Source organism: Nocardia vermiculata NBRC 100427 (assembly GCF_001613265.1).
In the GTDB taxonomy this organism is placed as follows: Bacteria; Actinomycetota; Actinomycetes; order Mycobacteriales; family Mycobacteriaceae; genus Nocardia; species Nocardia vermiculata.
This window is the reverse complement of record NZ_BDCA01000019.1, coordinates 73,256-92,312: the sequence shown is the minus strand read 5'-3', so window position 1 is coordinate 92,312 and position 19,057 is coordinate 73,256. Positions and strand designations below refer to the sequence as shown.

Sequence of the window (19,057 nt, the reverse complement as noted above, 5' to 3'; positions counted from 1 at the left end):
CATATGAGTATATTGTTGTCACGTGCCCCGTACCGCCGACCACGACCAGCGCCGCGACCTGATGACGCGGGCATTTCAACGACTCCTGGCCGCCGAAGGACTACATCGTGTCTCGTTCGCGCGAGTGGCCACGGAGGCCGGTGTATCGGTCGGACTGATCCAGCACTACTTCGAGAACAAGGCAGCGTTGCTGCGGTATTCATACGAGGACTGCCTGCAACGCAGTGCCGGGCGGGTCGAAACCCGAATTCGCACCGGTGAGTCCGCCCGGCAACCTATCGCGGTGATACTGCTCGACGGCCTGACCGAACTCCTGCCGCTGGATCCGGAGCGGACGCTCGAGTTCCGTGTCGAACGCAGCCTGTGGATGCTGTCGCTCAACGATGCCGAACTGGCCGCGGTCGCGCAGCGGGCGAGCGCAGATCTACAGCAACGTATTGCCGTTGCCATAGACAACGGCAAGGAGTGCGGCGAGGTATCCACAGCGGTCGACAGCGACCGGTCTGCGGCAATGATCCTCTGTGCCGCACGCGGATTCGCCGACAGCTTGGCGATGAATCCCTCGCTCGGCGATCCCGGCTCGATGGACGCAATCCTTCGTCCGGTGATTTCCCTGGTCTTCACCGGACACTGCAGCCACTACGGCACCTGACCTACGGCGCCGAGCAGACACACACCGGGCCAGCGCCGATCAACCGGGCGAAGGTGCGTGCATCCGCCATAGCGATCGGGAATGATCGAGCTATGTCCAGCGAAGCAGTACCCGAGAACGGACCGGACCGGCCGGGCCCGGTGCCGCACGCCGACCCGACCTACACCGACCCCATCGATACCCCACGGGTCGATACCCCGCCCTCGACCGCACGGACGCGCCGCAACCGCCCGTCGCGGACGCGCGCCGGGTACACCTGGGTCGCCCTGGTGGCAGCGGCGATCATCGGGATTCTGTTGTTGATCTTCATCATTCAGAATCTCGACACCGCACCGATCCACCTGTTCTTCTGGCAGATCGATCTGCCACTGGGAGTGACGATGCTGTTGTCGGTCATCGCCGGAGCACTGGTGATGGCTCTGGCGGGTGGCTGGCGGATCATGCAGTTGCGCCGCGAGGCGAAAAAACGTCGCTGAACCACACGACCACCGGCCGAACGCTGGGCCGGTGGACAGGCGGACCCTAGAGCAGCGCAGTCAGCACCAGCCAGGACACGAATGCCGAGGGCAGCATCGAATCGAGGCGGTCCATGATGCCGCCGTGACCGGGCAACAGGGTGCCCATGTCCTTGATACCCAGTTCCCGCTTGATCTGCGATTCGATCAGATCACCGAGGGTGGCCACGAACACCACCGCGACCCCGAGCAGGACACCGATCATCGAGTTGGCCTGCAGCAGCAGAGTCACCGTCAGCAGGCCACCGATGACACAGAACAGCAGTGAGCCACCGAAGCCCTCCCAGGACTTCTTCGGGCTGATCGCGGGAACCATGGGATGCCGGCCGAAGAGCACGCCGGCGACATAGCCGCCCACATCGGAGCAGACCACCAGGATCATGAACGTCAGCACCCGCAGATTGCCGTCGTCCTGCAGCAGCATCAGGACCGCGAACGCGGCGAGCAGCGGGATCCAGGACGCCACGAAGACGGTGATCGCGGTGTCTCGCAGGAAATTGCGCGGTGTCGCCGAGAGTCCGTGATCGAACAAGCGCCAGACCATACAGACCAGCGCTGTCGTGGCGAACGCGCCGGCCACTCCTTGCGGCCCCAGCGGCCAGGCCAGCCAGATCATGGCCTGTCCGCCGACGAGCAGCGGCACACGGGGCACCAGCACATCGGCCTCGCGCAGCCGCTTGGCGACCTCCCAGGTCGCGATCGCCATGGCAACGGCGACGACGCCGATGAGCACCTTCGGAACGAACAGCAGGATCGCGATCAGTGCGGCGCCGAGGCCGACACCGACCGCCAGGGCGGCCGGCAGATTACGACCGGCGCGGGAGGACTTACCGCTCGGCGGTGCCGAGGGCATATCGGGTGCCGGTGGTACACCGGCCGTGTCGCTGGCCGGCATCGCCTCGCCGGCTGCGGCTTCTTCCGCCACGATTGTCCCGTCGCTCACTTACTCGTTCACTCCGTCCCCGTACCCGTGCCCCGTCGCGCCGGGTGCGAGTCTCACACCTCGAGCAGTTCCGATTCCTTGTGCTTGACCAGCTCGTCGATCTGCGCCACGTACTTCTGCGTGACCTTGTCCAGTTCCTTTTCGGCGCGGGCGACGTCGTCCTCGCCGGCCTCACCGTCCTTCTGGATCCGGTTCAGCTCGTCCATCGACTTGCGCCGCACATTGCGGATGGCGACCTTGGAATCCTCGCCCTTGGACTTGGCCTGCTTGACCAGTTCGCGGCGGCGCTCTTCGGTCAGCTGCGGGATCATCACCCGGATGACGTTGCCGTCGTCGGTCGGGTTCACACCCAGATCCGAGTTGCGGATCGCGGTCTCGATGGTCCGCATCTGCCCCTGCTCATACGGCTTGATCACGACCATGCGCGGTTCGGGCACGGTGATACTCGCCATCTGAGTAATCGGTGTGGGTGCACCGTAGTAGTCCACGACGACTCGGTTGAACATGCCCGGGTTCGCCCGGCCCGTCCGAATGGCTCCGAGGTCGTCCTTCGCTACCGAGACGGCCTTCTCCATCTTCTCCTCGGCATCGAAGAGTGCTTCATCAATCACGACCGTTTCCTCCACAGCATCGTTTCGACGGGCCCGGATTTCACGAGAACCGGGTCCGGTGAAATCAGGACAGAACCAGTGTTCCGATTTTCTCACCGGCGACCGCACGGGCGATATTGCCCTTGGTCAGCAAATTGAACACCAGCATCGGCATCTGGTTGTCCATACACAGACTGAATGCGGTGGCATCGGCCACCTTGAGCCCGCGTTCGAGAACTTCCTTGTGCGACACCTGGGTGTACATTTTCGCGTCGGCGTCGATCTTGGGGTCGGCGGTGAAGACGCCGTCGACAGCCTTGGCCATCAGCACCACCTCCGCGCCGATCTCCAGGGCCCGCTGGGCCGCGGTGGTGTCGGTGGAGAAATACGGCATACCCATACCGGCACCGAAGATCACCACCCGCCCCTTCTCCAGGTGCCGCTTGGCACGCAGCGGCAGATACGGTTCGGCGACCTGGCCCATGGTGATGGCGGTCTGCACCCGGGTATCGATCCCCTGCTTCTGCAGAAAGTCTTGCAGCGCAAGGCTGTTCATCACGGTGCCCAGCATACCCATGTAGTCGGAGCGAGCTCGTTCCATACCGCGCTCCTCGAGCTCGGCACCACGGAAGAAATTGCCCCCACCGATGACCACGGCCACCTGCACACCGGTCGAGACCACCTCCGCGATCTGCTCGGCCACGGCCTGGACCACATCCGGGTCGAGTCCGACCTCGCCGCCACCGAACATCTCTCCACCCAATTTGAGGAGTACTCGGCGATAGCCTTCGCGGTCGGGCGCCGTATCCGGGTCCATCGGTCTCCTTGTTCTCTACGGTCGAGCGAGCGCACGCACGGGAAATCACCCTCCCGGGGCGCACGGTGTCGCGCGGGACGGTAACACGCTGTGTCCATCCTGCACCACGAGCAGGAAAGCCGGGGAGCCGACCCACGAAAAACAGCAGGCCGCCGGCAGACGCACCGGAGGGCGAACCGCCGGCTATCGGACCGACAGCGCACGAGGCCCCCGGCGCAACGAATTGTTACGCCGGGGGCCTGGTGACGGACGGATCAGCGGCAGATCAGGACTGGCCGACCTCGAAGCGGGCGAAGCGGGTGATGGTCACACCGGCCTCGTCCAGCAGTGCCTTGACGGTCTTCTTGCTGTCGGTGACCGACGACTGCTCCAGCAGGACGACGTCCTTGTAGAAGCCGTTCACACGACCCTCGACGATCTTCGGCAGCGCAGCCTCCGGCTTGCCCTCTTCCTTGGCGGTCGCCTCGGCGATCTCGCGCTCCTTGGCGACGATATCGGCCGGGACTTCCTCGCGGGTGACGTACTTGGCCTTCAGTGCGGCGATCTGCATCGCGGCGGCACGAGCGACCTCGGCAGCGGCGTCGCCCTCACCCTGGTACTCCACCAGCACACCCACGGCGGGCGGCAGATCCGAGGAACGCTTGTGCAGGTAGGTCGCGACCGGGCCGTCGTAGGAGACGACGCGGCGCAGCTCGAGCTTCTCACCGATCTTCGCGGCCAGCTCCTGCACGACCTGATCGGCAGTCTTGCCGTTCACGTCGACGGCCTTGAGGGCCTCCAGGTCGGCCGGACGCACCTTGGCGGCGGCATCGACGATGTCACCGGCGGTGTTCTGGAACTCGTCGTTCTTGGCGACGAAGTCGGTCTCGGAGTTGAGCTCGATCATCACGCCGTTCTGCGCGGCGACCAGGCCCTCGGCGGTGGCGCGCTCGGCGCGCTTGCCGACATCCTTGGCGCCCTTGATCCGCAGAACCTCGACGGCCTTGTCGAAATCGCCGTCGGTCTCCTCCAGCGCCTTCTTGCAGTCCATCATTCCGGAGCCGGTGAGCTCACGGAGCCGCTTCACATCCTGGGCGGTGTAGTTCGCCATCGTGGCGAGCCTCCTCGAAAGGTTACGAAAGTTTGGTCAGGTCTCCGGGACCACCATGCCGACCGCTTCCGAACAGGAAGGGCCGGCACGGTGAACAAGCAATCGCGGTCGGAACCGCCGTGAATCAGGCGTCGGCCGTGGTCTTGCCGGCCGGCTCTTCCTTGGATTCGGCAGCCTCGGCCGGTGCGGCCTCGGCCGGAGCAGCCTCGCCACCCTCGGTGGCCGGGGTCGCCTGAGCCAGCAGCTCCTGCTCCCACTCGGCGAGCGGCTCGCCGGCGCCGGCTTCGGGCTTGGCATCGCCGGAGGCACGGGCGGCACGGGCCTGCACGCCCTCGGCCACCGCGGAGGCGACGACCTTGGTGAGCAGTGCGGCCGAGCGGATCGCGTCGTCGTTACCCGGGATCGGGTAGTCGACCAGGTCGGGATCGCAGTTGGTGTCCAGGATCGCGATGACCGGGATGTTCAGCTTACGAGCCTCGCCGACGGCGATGTGCTCCTTGTTGGTGTCGACGACCCAGATGGCCGAGGGCACCTTGGCCATGTCCCGGATACCGCCGAGGGTGCGCTCCAGCTTGTTCTTCTCGCGGGTCAGCATCAAGATTTCCTTCTTGGTGCGACCTTCGAAGCCACCGGTCTGCTCCATCGCCTCGAGCTCCTTCAGGCGCTGCAGACGCTTGTGGACGGTGGAGAAGTTGGTGAGCATGCCACCCAGCCAACGCTGGTTGACGTAGGGCATCCCGACGCGAGTCGCCTCGGCCGCGATCGACTCCTGAGCCTGCTTCTTGGTGCCGACGAAGAGAACGGTGCCACCGTGGGCGACGGTCTCCTTGACGAACTCGTAGGCCTTGTCGATGTAGGTCAGCGTCTGCTGCAGATCGATGATGTAGATGCCGTTGCGGTCGGTGAAGATGAACCGCTTCATCTTCGGGTTCCACCGCCGGGTCTGATGACCGAAGTGTGCGCCGCTGTCCAGCAGCTGCTTCATGGTTACGACAGCCATAGCCGCGTATCCGCCTTCCTGTTCTGGTTGACGCAGAGATCGGATATCGATCCCTGCCCTGGCGTCCGCAGCCGCCGGACCTTCCAGAGGAATCAGGAGGACCAGCCGGCGGCGTCATGATCGGACGCGCGAAGTCGATCCGCGTACAGCGAACCGCTCGACCAGTCTACGACTCGCGCAGGTGAGAACCTAAACGGGGTGGTCAGCGCCCCACCGAACCGGCCACGGTAGCCGAAGTCGGTCACCACGGCCGCTCGCCCGGCGGTTCCAGCAACCCCACCACGACAGCGGACACCGCGACCACACAGATCGCCGCACTCACCAGCAACATGGCAATCCGGCCGTCGCCGAACGGCCCCTGTGCGTGCGTGCGCAGGTTCCGGCTGCGCAGCACGCAGACGACGGTCACCACCGCCAGTGCGCCGACCGCGACGAAGGCGAGAATCGTCGCCGCCGGCTCCCCGCCGGTCAGCGCGGCATGAAGCAGGAGCAGCGCACTGGCCATCGCTCCCACCGACGTACGCCACCACGACAACGCCGTGCGCTCGGCCTGCAATCCGGGATCGGACGGGTCCGGCGCACCGGGGTCGACGGGGCGTTCCGGGGAGGCGGGCGGCGTCACGACAGCAACAGGCCGACGCAGGCCAGCACGGCGATCACGCCGATTCCCACCGCGAGCAGCGGGACCATCACCGTATGCGGGAGCGGACGACCGGCGCGCATCGCCGCTTGCACGCCTCGCCAGCGCAGGAAGGCTCCCACTGCGATGACCGCGGCCAGCACGATGCAACTGATCGCCAGCGCCGAGCGGATGTCGTGCCGCCCGAACGGCTGCACCAACTCGTGCACCGCCACACCCCCGGCGAGCAGTCCGAGCGCGGTACGAACCCAGGCGAGGAAGGTCCGTTCACCGGCCAGCGTGAACCGATAATCGAGCTGTTTCTCCTCCACGACCGGAGGGACGGACACCTCCGCCGACACGGCCTCGACCTCGGACTCGACCGGAGGCTGTCGGGCAGCGCCGGACTCCGGTGTCCGGCCGCTCACCGTTCCCGCCGATCCAGCGTGGCCGCGGTGGCCAGCGGTACGAGAGACCCAGCGGCCGGACGGCCGCCGCGCGGCACAGCGCGGATTCGCATCGGCACCCACCTCTTTCGGGTCTGCCCCACGGGGCTCGGGTAGCGCTCATCCGGACCGCGCTCAGCGGACCGCGGCCTGTTCACACTCTCCCGAGTTGTCCACATACACCGTCACCGATCTTTCCATGTCCGGCCGCCGACGCGAGGGTGGAACACATGCGATGGTGGGTGTGGCGGTGGACGGGGGCCGCAGTGGGGCTGGGTGCGATCGCCACGGCCGTATCGGTCACAGCGGCGTCGTGTGCGGCACCCGATGCCGCGGCAGCACCGGCAGCGGCTTTCGGCTGGCCGCTGCAGCCGAAACCCCGGGTGGTCCGCGCATTCGACAAGCCCGAACACGATTGGCTGCCGGGACACCGCGGTGTCGACCTGTCGGGCGTGGACGGTCAGGCGGTACTCGCTTCCGGTGACGGCATCGTGGTGTTCGCCGGTGAAGTGGCCGGTAAGCCGGTGGTATCGCTCGACCACCCGGGCGGGCTGCGGACCACCTACGAACCTGTGCGGGCCACCGTCGAGGTCGGGCGGCGGGTACCGCGGGGCGCGGTGGTGGGCAGGCTACAACCCGGCCACCCGGGCTGCACCGCCGTCTGTCTGCACTGGGGGCTGCGCCGGGGCCGGGAGTATCTCGACCCGCTCGGCCTGTTGCGGCACACACCGGTTCGCCTCGAACCCGTCCACCCCCAGCAGGCGTCGAGCACCCACGGTCACCAGGTGCGGTGGACGTGGAACGGTCAGCGCGCCGCGCCGGTGCCGGCTTCCTCGCGCTCCGTCAGCTCACGCTTCCAATCCCGGAAGCCCTCCTCGGTCCGGCCGCGGCGCCAGTACCCGGAGATGGACGCGCGCGCGGCCGGGACGCCCCGCTCGGTACGGATATACCGCCGCAGATCGTGCATGACCTTGTCCGCCTCGCCGTGGATGAAGACGTGTACCTCGCCCTCACTCCAGGGTGCGGCGCGGACGGCGGCCGCGAGAGCCTCGCCGGGGAGCATCTCGCCGCGGTGGATCCAGCGCCGCTCGACGCCGGCCGGGCACGGGAATTCGAGCTCGTCGGCGGGGCCGGCCACCTCGAGGAATACCAGCCCCACGGCCTCGGGCGGCAGCGCGGCACAGGCCGCGGCGATAGCGGGCAGGGCGGCCTCGTCACCGGCCAGCAGATGCCAGTCCGCCGCCGGATCCGGTGCGTATGCCCCACCCGGACCGAACAGATCGATCGTGTCGCCCGGGCGTGCGCCGGCCGCCCACGGTCCGGCCACTCCCTCGTCGCCGTGGTAGACGAAATCGATCGCGATCTGCTGCGCGTCCGGATCGATCGAACTCACCGTATAGGTGCGCATGGTGTCGCCGTCCGGACCGGGAAACAGCAGCTTGACGTAGGCGTCGGTGAATTCGCTCGGCTGAAAACCGGCGAAACCCGCCCCACCGAGGTACACCCGGATCAGATGGTCGGTCAGCCGCTCGGTGCGGCGGACCTCGAAGGTCAGTCGGGTACGAGTGCGTGCCACAGTGCGATACCTCCAATATTAGGGTTACCTAATCACGGTACACCACATGATCGCCGATAGCTCGGGGAATATCGTAGATATATCCTCTCGCCTCGAATGGGTTCGATCGAGTCGCCGAACCGCTCGAAACGACGAGGATGGTGCCATGCAGAATTCAGCGGCTCCCGGTCAGTTCACCTATCCGGAAGTGGGGGCGACCGCGGGTGAATTCCCTGCCGGATACCACCACTTCCGACTACGCCGCAGAATCGGAACCGGTCGTGAACTGTTCGAATCCGCCGGTGACCGGATCCTGGCCTACGGAATGCAACGCGGCACCGGCATCTTCGAACAGGCCGACACCCCGATCGCAGAGCCGGGAACGGCACTCACGGTCCGGCTGGGTTTCGGCCCCCTGGCGATCACCGCACCGTGCCGGGTCGTCTACGTGCTCGACGAACCGGACCGCCGCGGCTTCGCCTACGGAACGCTACCCGGACACCCGGAGAGCGGCGAAGAACAGTTCGCGGTCGAATACGACCCCGCCGACCGATCCGTCTACGGCGTCGTCGCGGCGTTCTCCCGCCCCGCGGTCTGGTACATCCGACTGGCCGGGCCGCTGGTCGGAGTGGTGCAGCGGCTCATCGGCGCACGCTACATCCACGCGATCCGGCCGACGTGACCCGAGACCGGTCCCCGAGTCGGCAGTCTCAGGCTCGCGGATGCGCTTGGTCGTGGACACTCCGGAGGCGCTCGATCGAGACGTGCGTGTAGAGCTGAGTGGTCGCCATGCTGGCATGGCCGAGTATCTCCTGCACCACACGCAGGTCGGCGCCGCCCTCCAGCAGATGCGTCGCGGCCGAATGCCGGAGCCCGTGTGGACCGAGGTCCGGCGCACCCGGCACCGCCGAGACCACCTCGTGCACCACGGCCCGAGCCTGGCGCTGATCCAGGCGCCGGCCCCGACGGCCGAGCAGCAACGCCCGGCCGGATTCCGTGATGGCCAGGTGCGGCCGCCCTACCGTGAGCCATACCTCGAGTGCGCGATCCGCGGGCAGCCCGAAGGGCACCGCGCGTTCCTTGTTGCCCTTGCCCAGTACCCGTATCAGCCGCCGATGCCGGTCGACGTCGTCGATATCGAGCCCGCACAACTCACTCACCCGGATACCGGTGGCATAGAGCATCTCCACGATCAGCCGATCCCGCAGCGCCATCGGATCATGCTGCGCGGCACCGGATTCCGCAGCGGACATCGCCGCATCGGCCTGATCCCTGCCCAGCACGGCGGGCAGCACTCGGTGAGCACGCGGCGAACCGAGCCGAGGTCCCGGATCGACGAGCAGCCGACCGGTGCGGGTGAGCCAGGCGGTGAAGGCCCGCGCGGCCGAGGCACGACGCGCCATGGTGGTCCGCGCCGCACCACCGGCCGATTGCTCCGCCAGCCACGAGCGCAGCAGCGCCACGTCGATCTCACCGACCGGTGCGTCGGCGGCACGCGCACACAGATGTTCCAGCAGCGACCGCGCATCGCCGAGATACGCCCGCACCGTATGCGGCGACCTGTTGCGCCCCAACCGCAGATGCCGCTCGTACTGCTCGAGCAGATCCACCAGATCGCCCGGTAATCCGTCCATTCGTCCACCGTCACCGACCACCGGACCGGATGCAAGCTCACGCGCCGCCGCCCCGCGCCCCCTTCCGGACGGTGCGGAACCAACCGGAGCCGTCCACACCGACCAGTCCTGCCATCTCCAGCGCCGCCAGGGCGGCACGCACCGCAGCCACCGCGAGTCCGCTCTCCTCGGCGAGCTGCCCGGGCAGCCGCGAACCCGCCACCGGCAGCACCGCGAACACCGTCGCCTCGTCGCCCGCGAGCTCCGGTTCGCGAACGCCGGTCGGCAGGGACAGACGCAGTGGCCCGATCTCGTCGTGGATCTCCTCCACCCGCGTCACCAGAATCGCCTCCTGGTCGCGAATCATGCGGTGACAGCCCACCGATGCGGCCGCGGTGACCGGCCCGGGGACCGCGAGCGCCGGACGTCCCAGGCGCCGCGCCCATTTCGCGGTGTTGCGCGCACCGCTGCGCATACCTGCCTCGACCACCAGCACGCCGTCCGCCAACGCCGCGATGAGACGGTTGCGCGCGAGGAATCGGTGTTTGTACGCGGCGGCACCCGGTGGATACTCGCTGAGCACCAATCCCGACTCCGCGATCTCGGCCAGCAGACGATCGTGCTGGGCGGGGTAGGGCCGGTCGATACCGCAGGCCAGGACCGCCACGGTGGGACCGCCGGCGGCCAGTGCCGCGCGGTGCGCCGTGCCGTCGATCCCGAAGGCGGCACCGGACACGATCGTCCAGCCTCGTACCGCCAGGTCCCCTGCCAGTTCGGCAGCGACCTGCTCGCCGTAGCCGGTACTACAGCGGGCGCCGACCACGGCCAACGCCTGCTCGGTGTACTGCTGCAGCCCGAGCGGCCCTCTGGCCCAGAGCACGAGCGGAACGGCCGCATCGGCGTCGCGAGTGGGATCGAGCTGATGCAAACCGAGAAATCGCCACTGCGGCCATTCGTCGTCGTCCGGAGTGAGCACGCGTCCGCCCAGGCGCGCCATCAGCTCGAGGTCCCGCTCAGCACGATCGAGTCCGCGCCGCCGCTCGGTGGGACCGCGCAGCGCCTCCGGCAGATCGCATTCGCGCACCGCCCGCGCCGCCTCCACCGCCCCGACCTTCGCGATCAGCGCCGACAGCGCCGGGCACGGCCCCTCCACCACCCGCGACAGGTACACCCAGGCCAGCCGGCGCTCGTCCGCGTCGACGGTCACCGGCGACGCGGCCGCCGGACCCCCGCCGGACAGCCCACTCACAGTTCGCCCCCGACCGACCGGCGCGGACGCTCGCGGATCTCTCGGTACATCCTTGTTCCCCCTTGTTGAAATTATCGACTGTTCGATGAGCCGGCCGGACGCGGCGCGGCTGCGACAATGCCGAGAATGCGCCGCACCGCTCAGGTGGCGCCGCGTTGCCGGAAGTTGAGCGCCTGCAGCACATCCTGAGCCGAAGGCACCTGTCCCCCGCGCAGATCACAGACCGTCCAGGCGACCCGGATGGCACGGTCGGCACCGCGAGCCGACATCCGGCCCTGTTTCAGGGCACTCTCCACTGGCGCGAGTGCCTCGGCCGGAAGCCGGAAGCGCTGCCGCAGCACATGCCCCGGCACTTCGGCGTTGGATGTCCAGCCGTGTTCGGACCAGCGTTGGACCGCCGCCCGGCGCGCGATCTCGACGCGTTCCCGCACGGCCACACTCGATTCGGCTTCGGCGGGAGTGAAGGCGCCGGCGGCATGCGCATGCATCTGCACCCAGATGTCGATGCGATCCATGAGCGGCCCCGACAGTTTGCCCAGGTATCTGCGCCGGGCCAGCGGTGCGCAGATGCAGTCCACGTCCCGGGCGGGCGCGCACGGACACGGATTCGCCGCCAGGACCAGCTGGAACCGGGCCGGATAGCGTGCCACACCGTCGCGCCGCGCGATGCGTACCTCACCTTCCTCCAGCGGAGTCCGCAGCGCCTCGAGCACCTTGGCTCCGATTTCGGCACATTCGTCGAGAAACAACACGCCGCGATGGGCACGGCTGACTGCTCCCGGGCGGGCGGAACCGGAACCACCGCCGACCATCGCCGTCACCGAAGTGGAATGGTGTGGCGCAACGAAGGGTGCGCTGGTGACGAGCGGATGATCGTCGGACAGCGTCCCGGCCACCGAATGGATGGCAGTGACCTCCAGCGACTCGGATTCGGTGAGCGCCGGCAACAGCCCCGGAAGCCGCTGGGCCAACATCGTTTTACCGATACCGGGTGGGCCGGTCAACAGCAGATGGTGGCCACCCGCGGCGGCGACCTCCAGCGCCCAGCGCGCCTCGTCCTGGCCCACCACTTCGTTCAGGTCACCGGGACGGTGTTGCGGCGCAGCGTAATTCCCATCCGGCTCGGACAGTGCACCGTCTCCGCGCAACCAGTCGACGAGGGCCCGCAGGGTGGGCGCCCCGAGCACTGTGATGCCGTCCACCAGACCGGCCTCACCGAGTACCGACTCCGGCACCACCACCGTGGCGCGTCCCGCCCGACGTGCCGCGAGCACTGCGGGGAGCACGCCGCGGACCCGGCGGACCCGGCCGTCGAGCGCGAGTTCACCGAGCAGCACCGCACCGGCCAGCCGTTCACCGGGAACCGAATCGCCGGCGTGCAGCACCGCCGCCGCCAGGGCCAGATCGTAAACACTGCCCACCTTCGGCAGCGTCGCCGGTGACAGTGCGAGGACGACGCGTCCGTCGGGCCATTTCTCCCCGGAGTTGGCCACCGCCGCCCGCACCCGGTCCCGCGACTCCTGCAAGGTGGTATCCGGGCGGCCGACCAGATGAACCGACGGTAGCCCCTGCCCGATATCTGCTTCGATCTCGACCAGCTGGCCGTCCACCCCGGTGACCGCGACCGAATGGGCCCGTCCGAGCGCCATCAGAATGCGGCCTGGACGTGCTCGATTCGCGGTTCACCGCCGCGTGGAACCAGTACCGACACGACGTCGAACCGGATTCGACGCCACGGGCCGCTCTGCTCGGCCAGCCACAGCAGCGCCAAACGGCGGATGCGCTGCTGCTTGGTGAAGGTCACCGCCTCGGCCGGGGTGCCGAACCCGAGTCCGGAACGGGTCTTCACCTCCACGAAGACGGTGGTGTCACCCTCCCGGGCGATGACGTCCAGCTCGCCGTAGCGACACCGCCAGTTCCGTTCGACGATTTCCATGCCCGCCCCGTGCAGAAACTGCGCGGCGAGCTCTTCCCCGTGTGCGCCCAGCGCCAGATTATGTGCCACCCGCTCAGCATGGCGTGTGGCCACTCCCGCGCCGGCGATCTCACCTGGGCGAACAGATTCCCTGTGGAGAAGTGGCCGACTGTGGACGAACGGCCGGCGCGCACCCCCTAGTCGGGCAGGCGCAGGTCCGGTTTCTCCAGCTCTTCGATGTTCACATCCTTGAAGGTGATGACCCGCACATGCTTGACGAAGCGTGCAGGCCGATACATGTCCCATACCCAGGCATCCGACATCCGCACCTCGAAATACACCTCTCCGTCGGCGTTCTGCGGTCGCAGTTCGACGGAATTGGCGAGGTAGAAGCGACGTTCGGTCTCCACCACGTACGAGAACTGACCGACGATGTCCTTGTACTCGCGATACAGCGAGAGTTCCATCTCGGTTTCGTACTTCTCGAGGTCTTCGGCGCTCATCGGGTGGGACTTCCTCCTTATCGCCACGATGCGTGTACTGACATCATCTCGCATGGGCCGGGTCGGCAACCACTCGCCCGGTCGTCCCGTCCGATTCCAGGCCGCGGACATTTCGCCACGACCGCCGATGTTCCTCGCTCGGCCCGAGCCGCGCGAGCGCCGCCAGGTGTTCCGGGGTGTTGTATCCCTTGTGCGTCGCGAATCCGTACCCGGGCAGCGCACCGTCCATCTCGACCATGATGCGGTCACGGGTGACCTTGGCCAGGATGCTCGCCGCCGCGATACAGGCCGCTGCCGCATCCCCGCCGATCACCGGTAACGACGGCACGCTGATACCGGGCACCCGGAAGCCGTCGGTCAGCACATATCCCGGCCGTGTCTCCAGCCCGGCGACCGCACGGCGCATGCCTTCGATATTGGCCACGTGGATTCCGATCGCATCGATCTCCCACGCGGGTATCACCACCACCTGCCAGGCCAGTGCGCGGCGGGTGATGATCGGATACAGCCGCTCGCGCTCGTTCTCGGTGAGCTTCTTCGAATCGTCCAGCCCCGCAAGGGAATCGTAAGCCTTGGGGGCCAGCAGACACGAGGCGACGACCAACGGCCCCGCACAGCATCCACGTCCCGCCTCGTCGACCCCGGCCACCGGCCCCAGACCACTGCGGATCAGCGCTGCCTCCAGCGTGCGCAGACCACCGGCCCGCCGCATCACCACCCGTGGCGGCCAGTCCCCGTTCCGTGCCGTCGTGCCGGACTTACCATTGCGTGCCGTGCGTCGCGATATTTCCGCCACTGCACCTACCGTTCGACTACCGATTCCTCGATTATCCCGCGCGAGCGCCGGATCAGTTCTCCTGCGCATTCTCCGAGTGCACCGGCCCGATCCGGTTGAGCGGCCAGATCCTGAACACCGTCTTACCCCGGACGTCGTCGATCGGCACGGTTCCGGAGAACTCGTCGTCGACGTGGCCGCGTGAGTCGAGCGAATGACTGCGATTGTCACCCATCACCCACAGGTTGCCCTCGGGCACCTGGATCGGGCCGAATTCGCGCCCGATCGGGTTGACCGACAACCCGCCGGCCACCTTGGTCGCATACGGAAGGCCGGGCTGGTACGGGTAATCGTAGTGGGCATACGGCTCGTCCAGGGCTTTACCGTCCACCATGACCCGCCCCTGGACATCGCAACACTGCACGGTCTGACCACCCACCGCGATCACTCGCTTGACGAGATCGTTCTCGTCCGGGGGCACCAGACCGAAGAAGGAGAAGAAGTTCTGCACGCCGCGCACGACGGTGTTGCTGGAGCGGTTGGAATGATAGCCGCGGTTCCACGAACCGCTCGGGCCCTTGAACACCACCACGTCACCGGGCTTCGGATCGCCGAAGTCGTAGCTGAGCTTCTCGACGTAGATTCGGTCTCCGGTACATCCGGTGCATCCGTGCAGCGTGGGCTCCATCGACTCCGACGGAATCACGTACGGCCTGCCGATGAAGTTGACCACCAGCGCGGCGATGACCGCAGCGATGACGACGAGAATCGGCAATTCCTGCCAGAAGGGGCGCTGCTTCCGCTTCTTTTTACCGCCCTGCCGACGGCGTCGCGATGCGGACCTGCCCGTGTCTTCGTCATCGGATCCAGGCACCGCCACCGACTCGCTTTCGTCTGTCACGCCGAACAGGTTATCCCGCAGCTGCGTTCACCGTCGTTCGGGCGCACCCGGCAGCCGTCGAGTCGGACAAAAGGGAACCCCCGGCCGCCAGGGCCGGGGGTTCGAGCGCAGGAGCGGGCAGGTGCCCGTGAGCTCAGCGCTTCTCCTTGATCTTGGCGGCCTTACCGCGCAGGTCGCGCAGGTAGTACAGCTTCGCCCGGCGGACATCACCGCGGGTCACGACATCGATGTGGTCGATGTTGGGGCTGTGGACCGGGTAGGTGCGCTCGACACCCACACCGAACGACACCTTGCGCACGGTGAAGGTCTCGCGGATGCCGCCACCCTGGCGGCGGATGACCGCACCCTTGAAGACCTGGATGCGCTCCTTGTTGCCTTCGATAACCTTCACGTGCACGTTCACCGTGTCACCCGGGCGGAACTCGGGGATATCGGTGCGCAGCGACTTTTCGTCGACGAAGTCGAGGGTGTTCATGTCCGTCCTTCAAGAGGTTCGCGTGAACAGAGGAACCTGGCGGCGAGAGCTCGGCCGGTTCGTGCTCAGGATAGTGGGCGGTGCGCCGGGCCGACTCCGACCAGGGGCAACCCGAACATTGTGCCAGACCGGCAGGTAGCGACAAAAATCGCCCCTTGATCACCGCACATCCTGCTCGTCATCGGATACCGCTGCGCGGGTCGCACGCGCCGCGGCACCACGCGACAGCGCCCGCCAGGCGACGATACCGAGCGCGGCTGCTCCCACAATGAGCAGCACGGTGCTGTCGGTGATCGCGGAGCCGAGAGCACGCGCCCGGTCCTCGAGCGCGAACTGGGTGCCCACGTCCAGCGTCGCGGGAGCCACCACCGCACCGTCGAAAAGCAGCAGTACCACTCCCAGCGCAATGAAGATCAATCCCGACACCGTGGAGGTGGTGTGCAGGTGCAACCGCCCGAGCGTGATCACACGCCCACGCAACCAACTGCGCCGACCCAGCTCGAAGCGATCCCACAACAAGGCCAGCACGAACAGCGGCGCAGCCATGCCCAGCCCGTACACCGCCAACAGCACCGCACCCCGGACCGGTGAACCGCCCATCGCGGCCACCGTCAGAATCGAACCGAGAATCGGACCCGCGCAGAATCCGGCCAGCCCGTACACCGAGCCGAGCAGGAATACACCCCAGCCTCCGTCGGCCCGGATTCGCCGTAACGCGGCCCGTTGCGCGAAGGCCGGGGCGAATCCGCGACCGAGAATCTGCAGCACACCGAACACGATCACCGCGACGCCTCCGATGGTGATCAACAGGTCACGGTGGCCGACCAGCAGACGCCCGGCCATCGACCCGGCCGCACCCAACGGCACCAACGTGGTCAGCAAGCCGAGATAGAAGGTCAGTGTCCGTCCGAGCAGCGCCGCCCGGGAGCCGAACGAATAGGCGAAGAAGCTGGGAAGCAGCAGCGCGCTACACGGACTGACCAGCGCCAGCAGCCCACCGAGGAACGCGGCGAAAAGCCCGATACCGCCGGTCATTTCGTGGACCTCGCAGCACGCGCCGCGGCATCCACATAGGCACGGAACTGCGTGATCGGCTGGGCGCCGAGCATCGGGCGCCCATTGATCAGAAACGCCGGCGTGGAATTGACCCCGATGCGGAGGCCTTCGGTCAGATCGGTTTGTACGGCCTGCGCCGCGGCCGGCGACGCCAGATCGGCACGGAACCTTGCGATATCGGCGACTCCGGCACCCGCGGCCAGTTCGGCCAGATGATCCTCGGTGAAGGCACCGGAATTCTTCCGATCGGGCGCGTTCGTGTAGAGCGCATCGTGGAATTCCCAGAACTTTCCCTGTTGCGCGGCGGCCCACCCGGCGGCCGCGGCGGTTTCGGATTCCGGGCCGAAGACCGGCATATTCCGCCATTCGATGCGCAGCACTCCCGCGCGCACGTATTCCTCGATCAGCTCGGGTTCGGTGTCGCGGGCGAACTGCTTACAGAACGGGCATTGGAAGTCGGAGTACTCGATCAGCACCACGGGGGCATCGGCCCGGCCCCGTGCCATCGGGTCTGCCTGGTGACGACGAGCCAGTGCCGCGAGCTCCGGGTATACCGGGCCCTGATCGCTCGTGGCGGCGGCGGAATCGTCTGTGCCGGTGCCGTCGCCGCTGTTCACCAGGCCGACAACGGCGACCGACAGCAGTGCGACGGCAGCGGCAAGCGCGAGGATGCCGACAATCATCCGGCTGCGACGCCACCACGGCGGCCGGCCGGGCAGTTCGGGCGGGGTTGCGGATCCGGAACGGGAAGAAGACACAGCTCTACTGCGTGCGGACATGACAGTTCTCCTGATGGCCCGAACGATGCGGGCCCGACGATGATGGGTAGCGGACCAAGGCCCGACCTGCCGGTTCCGTACGGCAGCTCGGGACGGGTCATCTAAATCCGCAACACCGTGCTCAGGTGTGGCGCCGTCGGCGGCGGCTCCTGGTCGGAGACGTGCACCTCGACGAGCGCGGGTGGAAGTCCGAACGGCGCCGCGATCGCGGCGCGGAGCGCGGTGACCACGAGATCGCCGCGCGGCACCGATGCCGTCGCCGACACATCCGCGTCGACATGGATCGCAGGCCCGCCGCACCGCTGCGGCGGTGTCCCGCGGACCGCGGTCACCGCGGGGAGAGATTCGTCTGCCCGAGGGGCTGCCTCCCCGGTCCGGTCGTGGTCCGGGTTCGCGATGTCCGGTGACACGCCCTCGTCGGCGGCCGGCACGAGGGTCGTCCGCGGCACGGACTCGACAGCGGTTGCGGCGGAACCGGCAGCCTCCGGTACGACCGAGCGATGCCCCGTCATCGGCCCGCAGACACCGATCAGCGACACCACCAGCGTCGCGAGAACTACTGCCACCCACACACGCCGGCCCCCGGCGTGGGAGAGCGGCCGACGGTGCATGCCAGCACCATACCGAAGGCAGAATTCACTCGTGGTGCTGGTCGACCGCCTCCGGGGACGCCGGATCATCGGAGGGGTGACCGGACAGTCGCTGCCTGGAACGTGGCGGTGCCGGCGGAGCGGGCACCACCGTGCGGGTCAGCACCTCCTCCGCGGCCACGCGTACGTGGGTGCGGTCGGGCTTGCCGGCCACCAGGTCCTGGACGTAGATCTTGGCCCGGATGACCGGCCGCCGATACCGGCGTTCCCGCACGACCGCGCGATACATGAGCCGGCGCCGGTCGCCGTAGCGCCAGCGCGCCCAGGGGGCACCGGGACGGCTCAGTCGCAGCGCACCGATGACCAGCAGCGGCAGGAAGAACATGCCGAACAATCCGGTCCAGATCTTGCCCTTGGCGATGACGATCGCGGCCAGGACCAGGTTCACCACCGCGAACGCACTGACCTGCGCACGTCCGACCACGCTGGTGTCGTGGCGAATGTCGTTGAAGTCGAGCAGCCACAGCGGATGGATCCCCAGCAGGAGCAACCCGGTCACGGCCACCGCGACGAAGACCGCGTCGACCGAGGTGCGGCCCTGTTCCTCCCAGTACACGTCACGCAGGTAATAGATCAGCGCGAATTCGTCGAGTATCAGTGCGGCACCGAGGCCGAACAGGGCCGCGAGCGCGGACAACGTGGCGACGCCACTCTCGTAGGCGGCAACCAGTCCCAGGCCGGACAACAAGACCAGCACCACACCGAACACCATGTGATGGATGTGGACATCGCCGGCGCTGAGGTTGCCCGGCCACCACCGCACCTGTTTACGGATCAGCCGCACGCTGAGCCGGATGAGCAGGAATCCGACGATGAAGCCCAGCAGGAAACACAGCAGCGGCAGCCGCCCCTGCCCGATGATCGTGTCCTGCATCCACCCTCGCACGGCCGCGCACCCCCTCGCTCAGCTCGCC

General features: G+C 67.5%; 23 protein-coding genes and 1 pseudogene. 4 read left to right on the top strand and 20 right to left on the bottom strand.

Features of this window, described 5'->3' with window-relative positions; all coding sequences use genetic code 11:
• Positions 1–22: 22 nt before the first annotated feature.
• Together NV2_RS20010 and NV2_RS20005 are read left to right on the top strand one after the other, a co-directional pair.
• Entirely contained in the window at positions 23–652 is a 630-nt protein-coding gene (locus tag NV2_RS20010) for a TetR/AcrR family transcriptional regulator (protein ID WP_067876519.1), read from the top strand.
• A 92-nt stretch (positions 653–744) separates the two neighbouring features.
• Positions 745–1,128, top strand: a complete 384-nt coding sequence (locus tag NV2_RS20005; protein WP_067876517.1) for a LapA family protein — start codon at positions 745–747, stop codon at positions 1,126–1,128.
• Positions 1,129–1,174: 46 nt separating this feature from the next.
• On the opposite strand, the gene NV2_RS20000 is transcribed toward NV2_RS20005, so the two are convergent.
• From NV2_RS20000 to NV2_RS19970, 7 genes are all read right to left on the bottom strand, one after another.
• Complete coding sequence (locus NV2_RS20000) at positions 1,175–2,062, bottom strand: phosphatidate cytidylyltransferase (protein ID WP_067876686.1); 888 nt, start codon at positions 2,060–2,062, stop codon at positions 1,175–1,177.
• A gap of 101 nt (positions 2,063–2,163) precedes the next feature.
• Entirely contained in the window at positions 2,164–2,721 is a 558-nt protein-coding gene (gene frr, locus NV2_RS19995; RefSeq protein WP_067876684.1) for a ribosome recycling factor, read from the bottom strand.
• Positions 2,722–2,785: 64 nt separating this feature from the next.
• Positions 2,786–3,517: a UMP kinase gene (gene pyrH, locus NV2_RS19990; RefSeq protein WP_067876515.1), complete on the bottom strand. Its 732-nt coding sequence runs from the start codon at positions 3,515–3,517 to the stop codon at positions 2,786–2,788.
• Between the two features lie 265 nt (positions 3,518–3,782).
• Complete coding sequence (tsf, locus tag NV2_RS19985; RefSeq protein WP_067876512.1) at positions 3,783–4,607, bottom strand: translation elongation factor Ts; 825 nt, start codon at positions 4,605–4,607, stop codon at positions 3,783–3,785.
• A 124-nt stretch (positions 4,608–4,731) separates the two neighbouring features.
• The gene (rpsB, locus tag NV2_RS19980) at positions 4,732–5,607 is read right to left on the bottom strand and encodes a 30S ribosomal protein S2 (RefSeq protein WP_067876509.1); all 876 of its coding nucleotides are present in this window, start codon (positions 5,605–5,607) and stop codon (positions 4,732–4,734) included.
• A 241-nt stretch (positions 5,608–5,848) separates the two neighbouring features.
• Positions 5,849–6,229: a DUF202 domain-containing protein gene (locus NV2_RS19975; protein ID WP_067876506.1), complete on the bottom strand. Its 381-nt coding sequence runs from the start codon at positions 6,227–6,229 to the stop codon at positions 5,849–5,851.
• Complete coding sequence (locus tag NV2_RS19970) at positions 6,226–6,558, bottom strand: YidH family protein (protein WP_245662688.1); 333 nt, start codon at positions 6,556–6,558, stop codon at positions 6,226–6,228. Before NV2_RS19970 ends, NV2_RS19975 begins: the two co-directional genes overlap by 4 nt.
• Before the next feature lie 344 nt (positions 6,559–6,902).
• On the opposite strand from NV2_RS19970, the pseudogene NV2_RS32325 reads away from it, so the two are divergent.
• A pseudogene (locus tag NV2_RS32325) lies at positions 6,903–7,421 on the top strand (M23 family metallopeptidase); the annotation flags it as partial.
• Positions 7,422–7,477: 56 nt separating this feature from the next.
• On the opposite strand, the gene NV2_RS32320 reads toward NV2_RS32325, so the two are convergent.
• Positions 7,478–8,248 (bottom strand): siderophore-interacting protein, encoded by a 771-nt coding sequence (locus NV2_RS32320; protein WP_067876502.1) that lies wholly within the window; start codon positions 8,246–8,248, stop codon positions 7,478–7,480.
• Positions 8,249–8,393: 145 nt separating this feature from the next.
• Here NV2_RS32320 and NV2_RS19960 point away from each other — a divergent pair, with 145 nt between their 5' ends.
• Positions 8,394–8,909 carry a DUF1990 domain-containing protein gene (locus NV2_RS19960; RefSeq protein WP_067876499.1) on the top strand — a complete coding sequence of 172 codons (516 nt, stop codon included), beginning with the start codon at positions 8,394–8,396 and terminating at the stop codon, positions 8,907–8,909.
• A 28-nt stretch (positions 8,910–8,937) separates the two neighbouring features.
• Here the strand turns inward: NV2_RS19960 and NV2_RS19955 are convergent, their stop codons facing one another.
• From NV2_RS19955 to NV2_RS19900, 12 genes are all read right to left on the bottom strand, one after another.
• Positions 8,938–9,861 (bottom strand): tyrosine recombinase XerC, encoded by a 924-nt coding sequence (locus NV2_RS19955; RefSeq protein WP_067876495.1) that lies wholly within the window; start codon positions 9,859–9,861, stop codon positions 8,938–8,940.
• 37 nt (positions 9,862–9,898) lie between these two features.
• Positions 9,899–11,080, bottom strand: coding sequence for a DNA-processing protein DprA (gene dprA / locus NV2_RS19950; RefSeq protein ID WP_245662700.1), 1,182 nt, complete (start codon positions 11,078–11,080; stop codon positions 9,899–9,901).
• Positions 11,081–11,229: 149 nt separating this feature from the next.
• Positions 11,230–12,738 carry a YifB family Mg chelatase-like AAA ATPase gene (locus NV2_RS19945; RefSeq protein ID WP_067876491.1) on the bottom strand — a complete coding sequence of 503 codons (1,509 nt, stop codon included), beginning with the start codon at positions 12,736–12,738 and terminating at the stop codon, positions 11,230–11,232.
• Positions 12,738–13,094, bottom strand: coding sequence for a YraN family protein (locus NV2_RS19940; RefSeq protein ID WP_067876489.1), 357 nt, complete (start codon positions 13,092–13,094; stop codon positions 12,738–12,740). Before NV2_RS19940 ends, NV2_RS19945 begins: the two co-directional genes overlap by 1 nt.
• 107 nt (positions 13,095–13,201) lie before the next feature.
• Complete coding sequence (locus tag NV2_RS19935) at positions 13,202–13,507, bottom strand: DUF2469 domain-containing protein (RefSeq protein WP_025351744.1); 306 nt, start codon at positions 13,505–13,507, stop codon at positions 13,202–13,204.
• A 43-nt stretch (positions 13,508–13,550) separates the two neighbouring features.
• Positions 13,551–14,294 carry a ribonuclease HII gene (locus tag NV2_RS19930; RefSeq protein ID WP_281198549.1) on the bottom strand — a complete coding sequence of 248 codons (744 nt, stop codon included), beginning with the start codon at positions 14,292–14,294 and terminating at the stop codon, positions 13,551–13,553.
• 61 nt (positions 14,295–14,355) lie between these two features.
• The gene (gene lepB / locus NV2_RS19925) at positions 14,356–15,183 is read right to left on the bottom strand and encodes a signal peptidase I (protein WP_245662687.1); all 828 of its coding nucleotides are present in this window, start codon (positions 15,181–15,183) and stop codon (positions 14,356–14,358) included.
• A gap of 133 nt (positions 15,184–15,316) precedes the next feature.
• Positions 15,317–15,658 carry a 50S ribosomal protein L19 gene (gene rplS / locus NV2_RS19920; RefSeq protein ID WP_067876486.1) on the bottom strand — a complete coding sequence of 114 codons (342 nt, stop codon included), beginning with the start codon at positions 15,656–15,658 and terminating at the stop codon, positions 15,317–15,319.
• Between the two features lie 159 nt (positions 15,659–15,817).
• Positions 15,818–16,693 (bottom strand): cytochrome c biogenesis CcdA family protein, encoded by an 876-nt coding sequence (locus tag NV2_RS19915; RefSeq protein WP_067876483.1) that lies wholly within the window; start codon positions 16,691–16,693, stop codon positions 15,818–15,820.
• Positions 16,690–17,493: a DsbA family protein gene (locus tag NV2_RS19910; RefSeq protein WP_067876480.1), complete on the bottom strand. Its 804-nt coding sequence runs from the start codon at positions 17,491–17,493 to the stop codon at positions 16,690–16,692. Before NV2_RS19910 ends, NV2_RS19915 begins: the two co-directional genes overlap by 4 nt.
• Positions 17,494–17,594: 101 nt before the next feature.
• Entirely contained in the window at positions 17,595–18,104 is a 510-nt protein-coding gene (locus tag NV2_RS19905; RefSeq protein ID WP_067876477.1) for a hypothetical protein, read from the bottom strand.
• A 25-nt stretch (positions 18,105–18,129) separates the two neighbouring features.
• On the bottom strand, positions 18,130–19,017 hold the full coding sequence (locus tag NV2_RS19900; protein WP_245662686.1) for a hypothetical protein: 888 nt from the start codon (positions 19,015–19,017) through the stop codon (positions 18,130–18,132).
• Positions 19,018–19,057: the final 40 nt, after the last annotated feature.

Bases quoted from the DNA above. Each gene is read 5' to 3' on its own strand.
- NV2_RS20005 (WP_067876517.1), top strand. From the start codon at position 745: ATGTCCAGCGAAGCAGTACCCGAGAACGGACCGGACCGGCCGGGCCCG.
- NV2_RS20000 (WP_067876686.1), bottom strand. From the start codon at position 2,062: ATGCCGGCCAGCGACACGGCCGGTGTACCACCGGCACCCGATATGCCC.
- pyrH (WP_067876515.1), bottom strand. From the start codon at position 3,517: ATGGACCCGGATACGGCGCCCGACCGCGAAGGCTATCGCCGAGTACTC.
- tsf (WP_067876512.1), bottom strand. From the start codon at position 4,607: ATGGCGAACTACACCGCCCAGGATGTGAAGCGGCTCCGTGAGCTCACC.
- rpsB (WP_067876509.1), bottom strand. From the start codon at position 5,607: ATGGCTGTCGTAACCATGAAGCAGCTGCTGGACAGCGGCGCACACTTC.
- NV2_RS19960 (WP_067876499.1), top strand. From the start codon at position 8,394: ATGCAGAATTCAGCGGCTCCCGGTCAGTTCACCTATCCGGAAGTGGGG.
- NV2_RS19955 (WP_067876495.1), bottom strand. From the start codon at position 9,861: ATGGACGGATTACCGGGCGATCTGGTGGATCTGCTCGAGCAGTACGAG.
- NV2_RS19945 (WP_067876491.1), bottom strand. From the start codon at position 12,738: ATGGCGCTCGGACGGGCCCATTCGGTCGCGGTCACCGGGGTGGACGGC.
- NV2_RS19935 (WP_025351744.1), bottom strand. From the start codon at position 13,507: ATGAGCGCCGAAGACCTCGAGAAGTACGAAACCGAGATGGAACTCTCG.
- rplS (WP_067876486.1), bottom strand. From the start codon at position 15,658: ATGAACACCCTCGACTTCGTCGACGAAAAGTCGCTGCGCACCGATATC.
- NV2_RS19915 (WP_067876483.1), bottom strand. From the start codon at position 16,693: ATGACCGGCGGTATCGGGCTTTTCGCCGCGTTCCTCGGTGGGCTGCTG.
- NV2_RS19910 (WP_067876480.1), bottom strand. From the start codon at position 17,493: ATGTCCGCACGCAGTAGAGCTGTGTCTTCTTCCCGTTCCGGATCCGCA.
- NV2_RS19905 (WP_067876477.1), bottom strand. From the start codon at position 18,104: ATGCACCGTCGGCCGCTCTCCCACGCCGGGGGCCGGCGTGTGTGGGTG.
- NV2_RS19900 (WP_245662686.1), bottom strand. From the start codon at position 19,017: ATGCAGGACACGATCATCGGGCAGGGGCGGCTGCCGCTGCTGTGTTTC.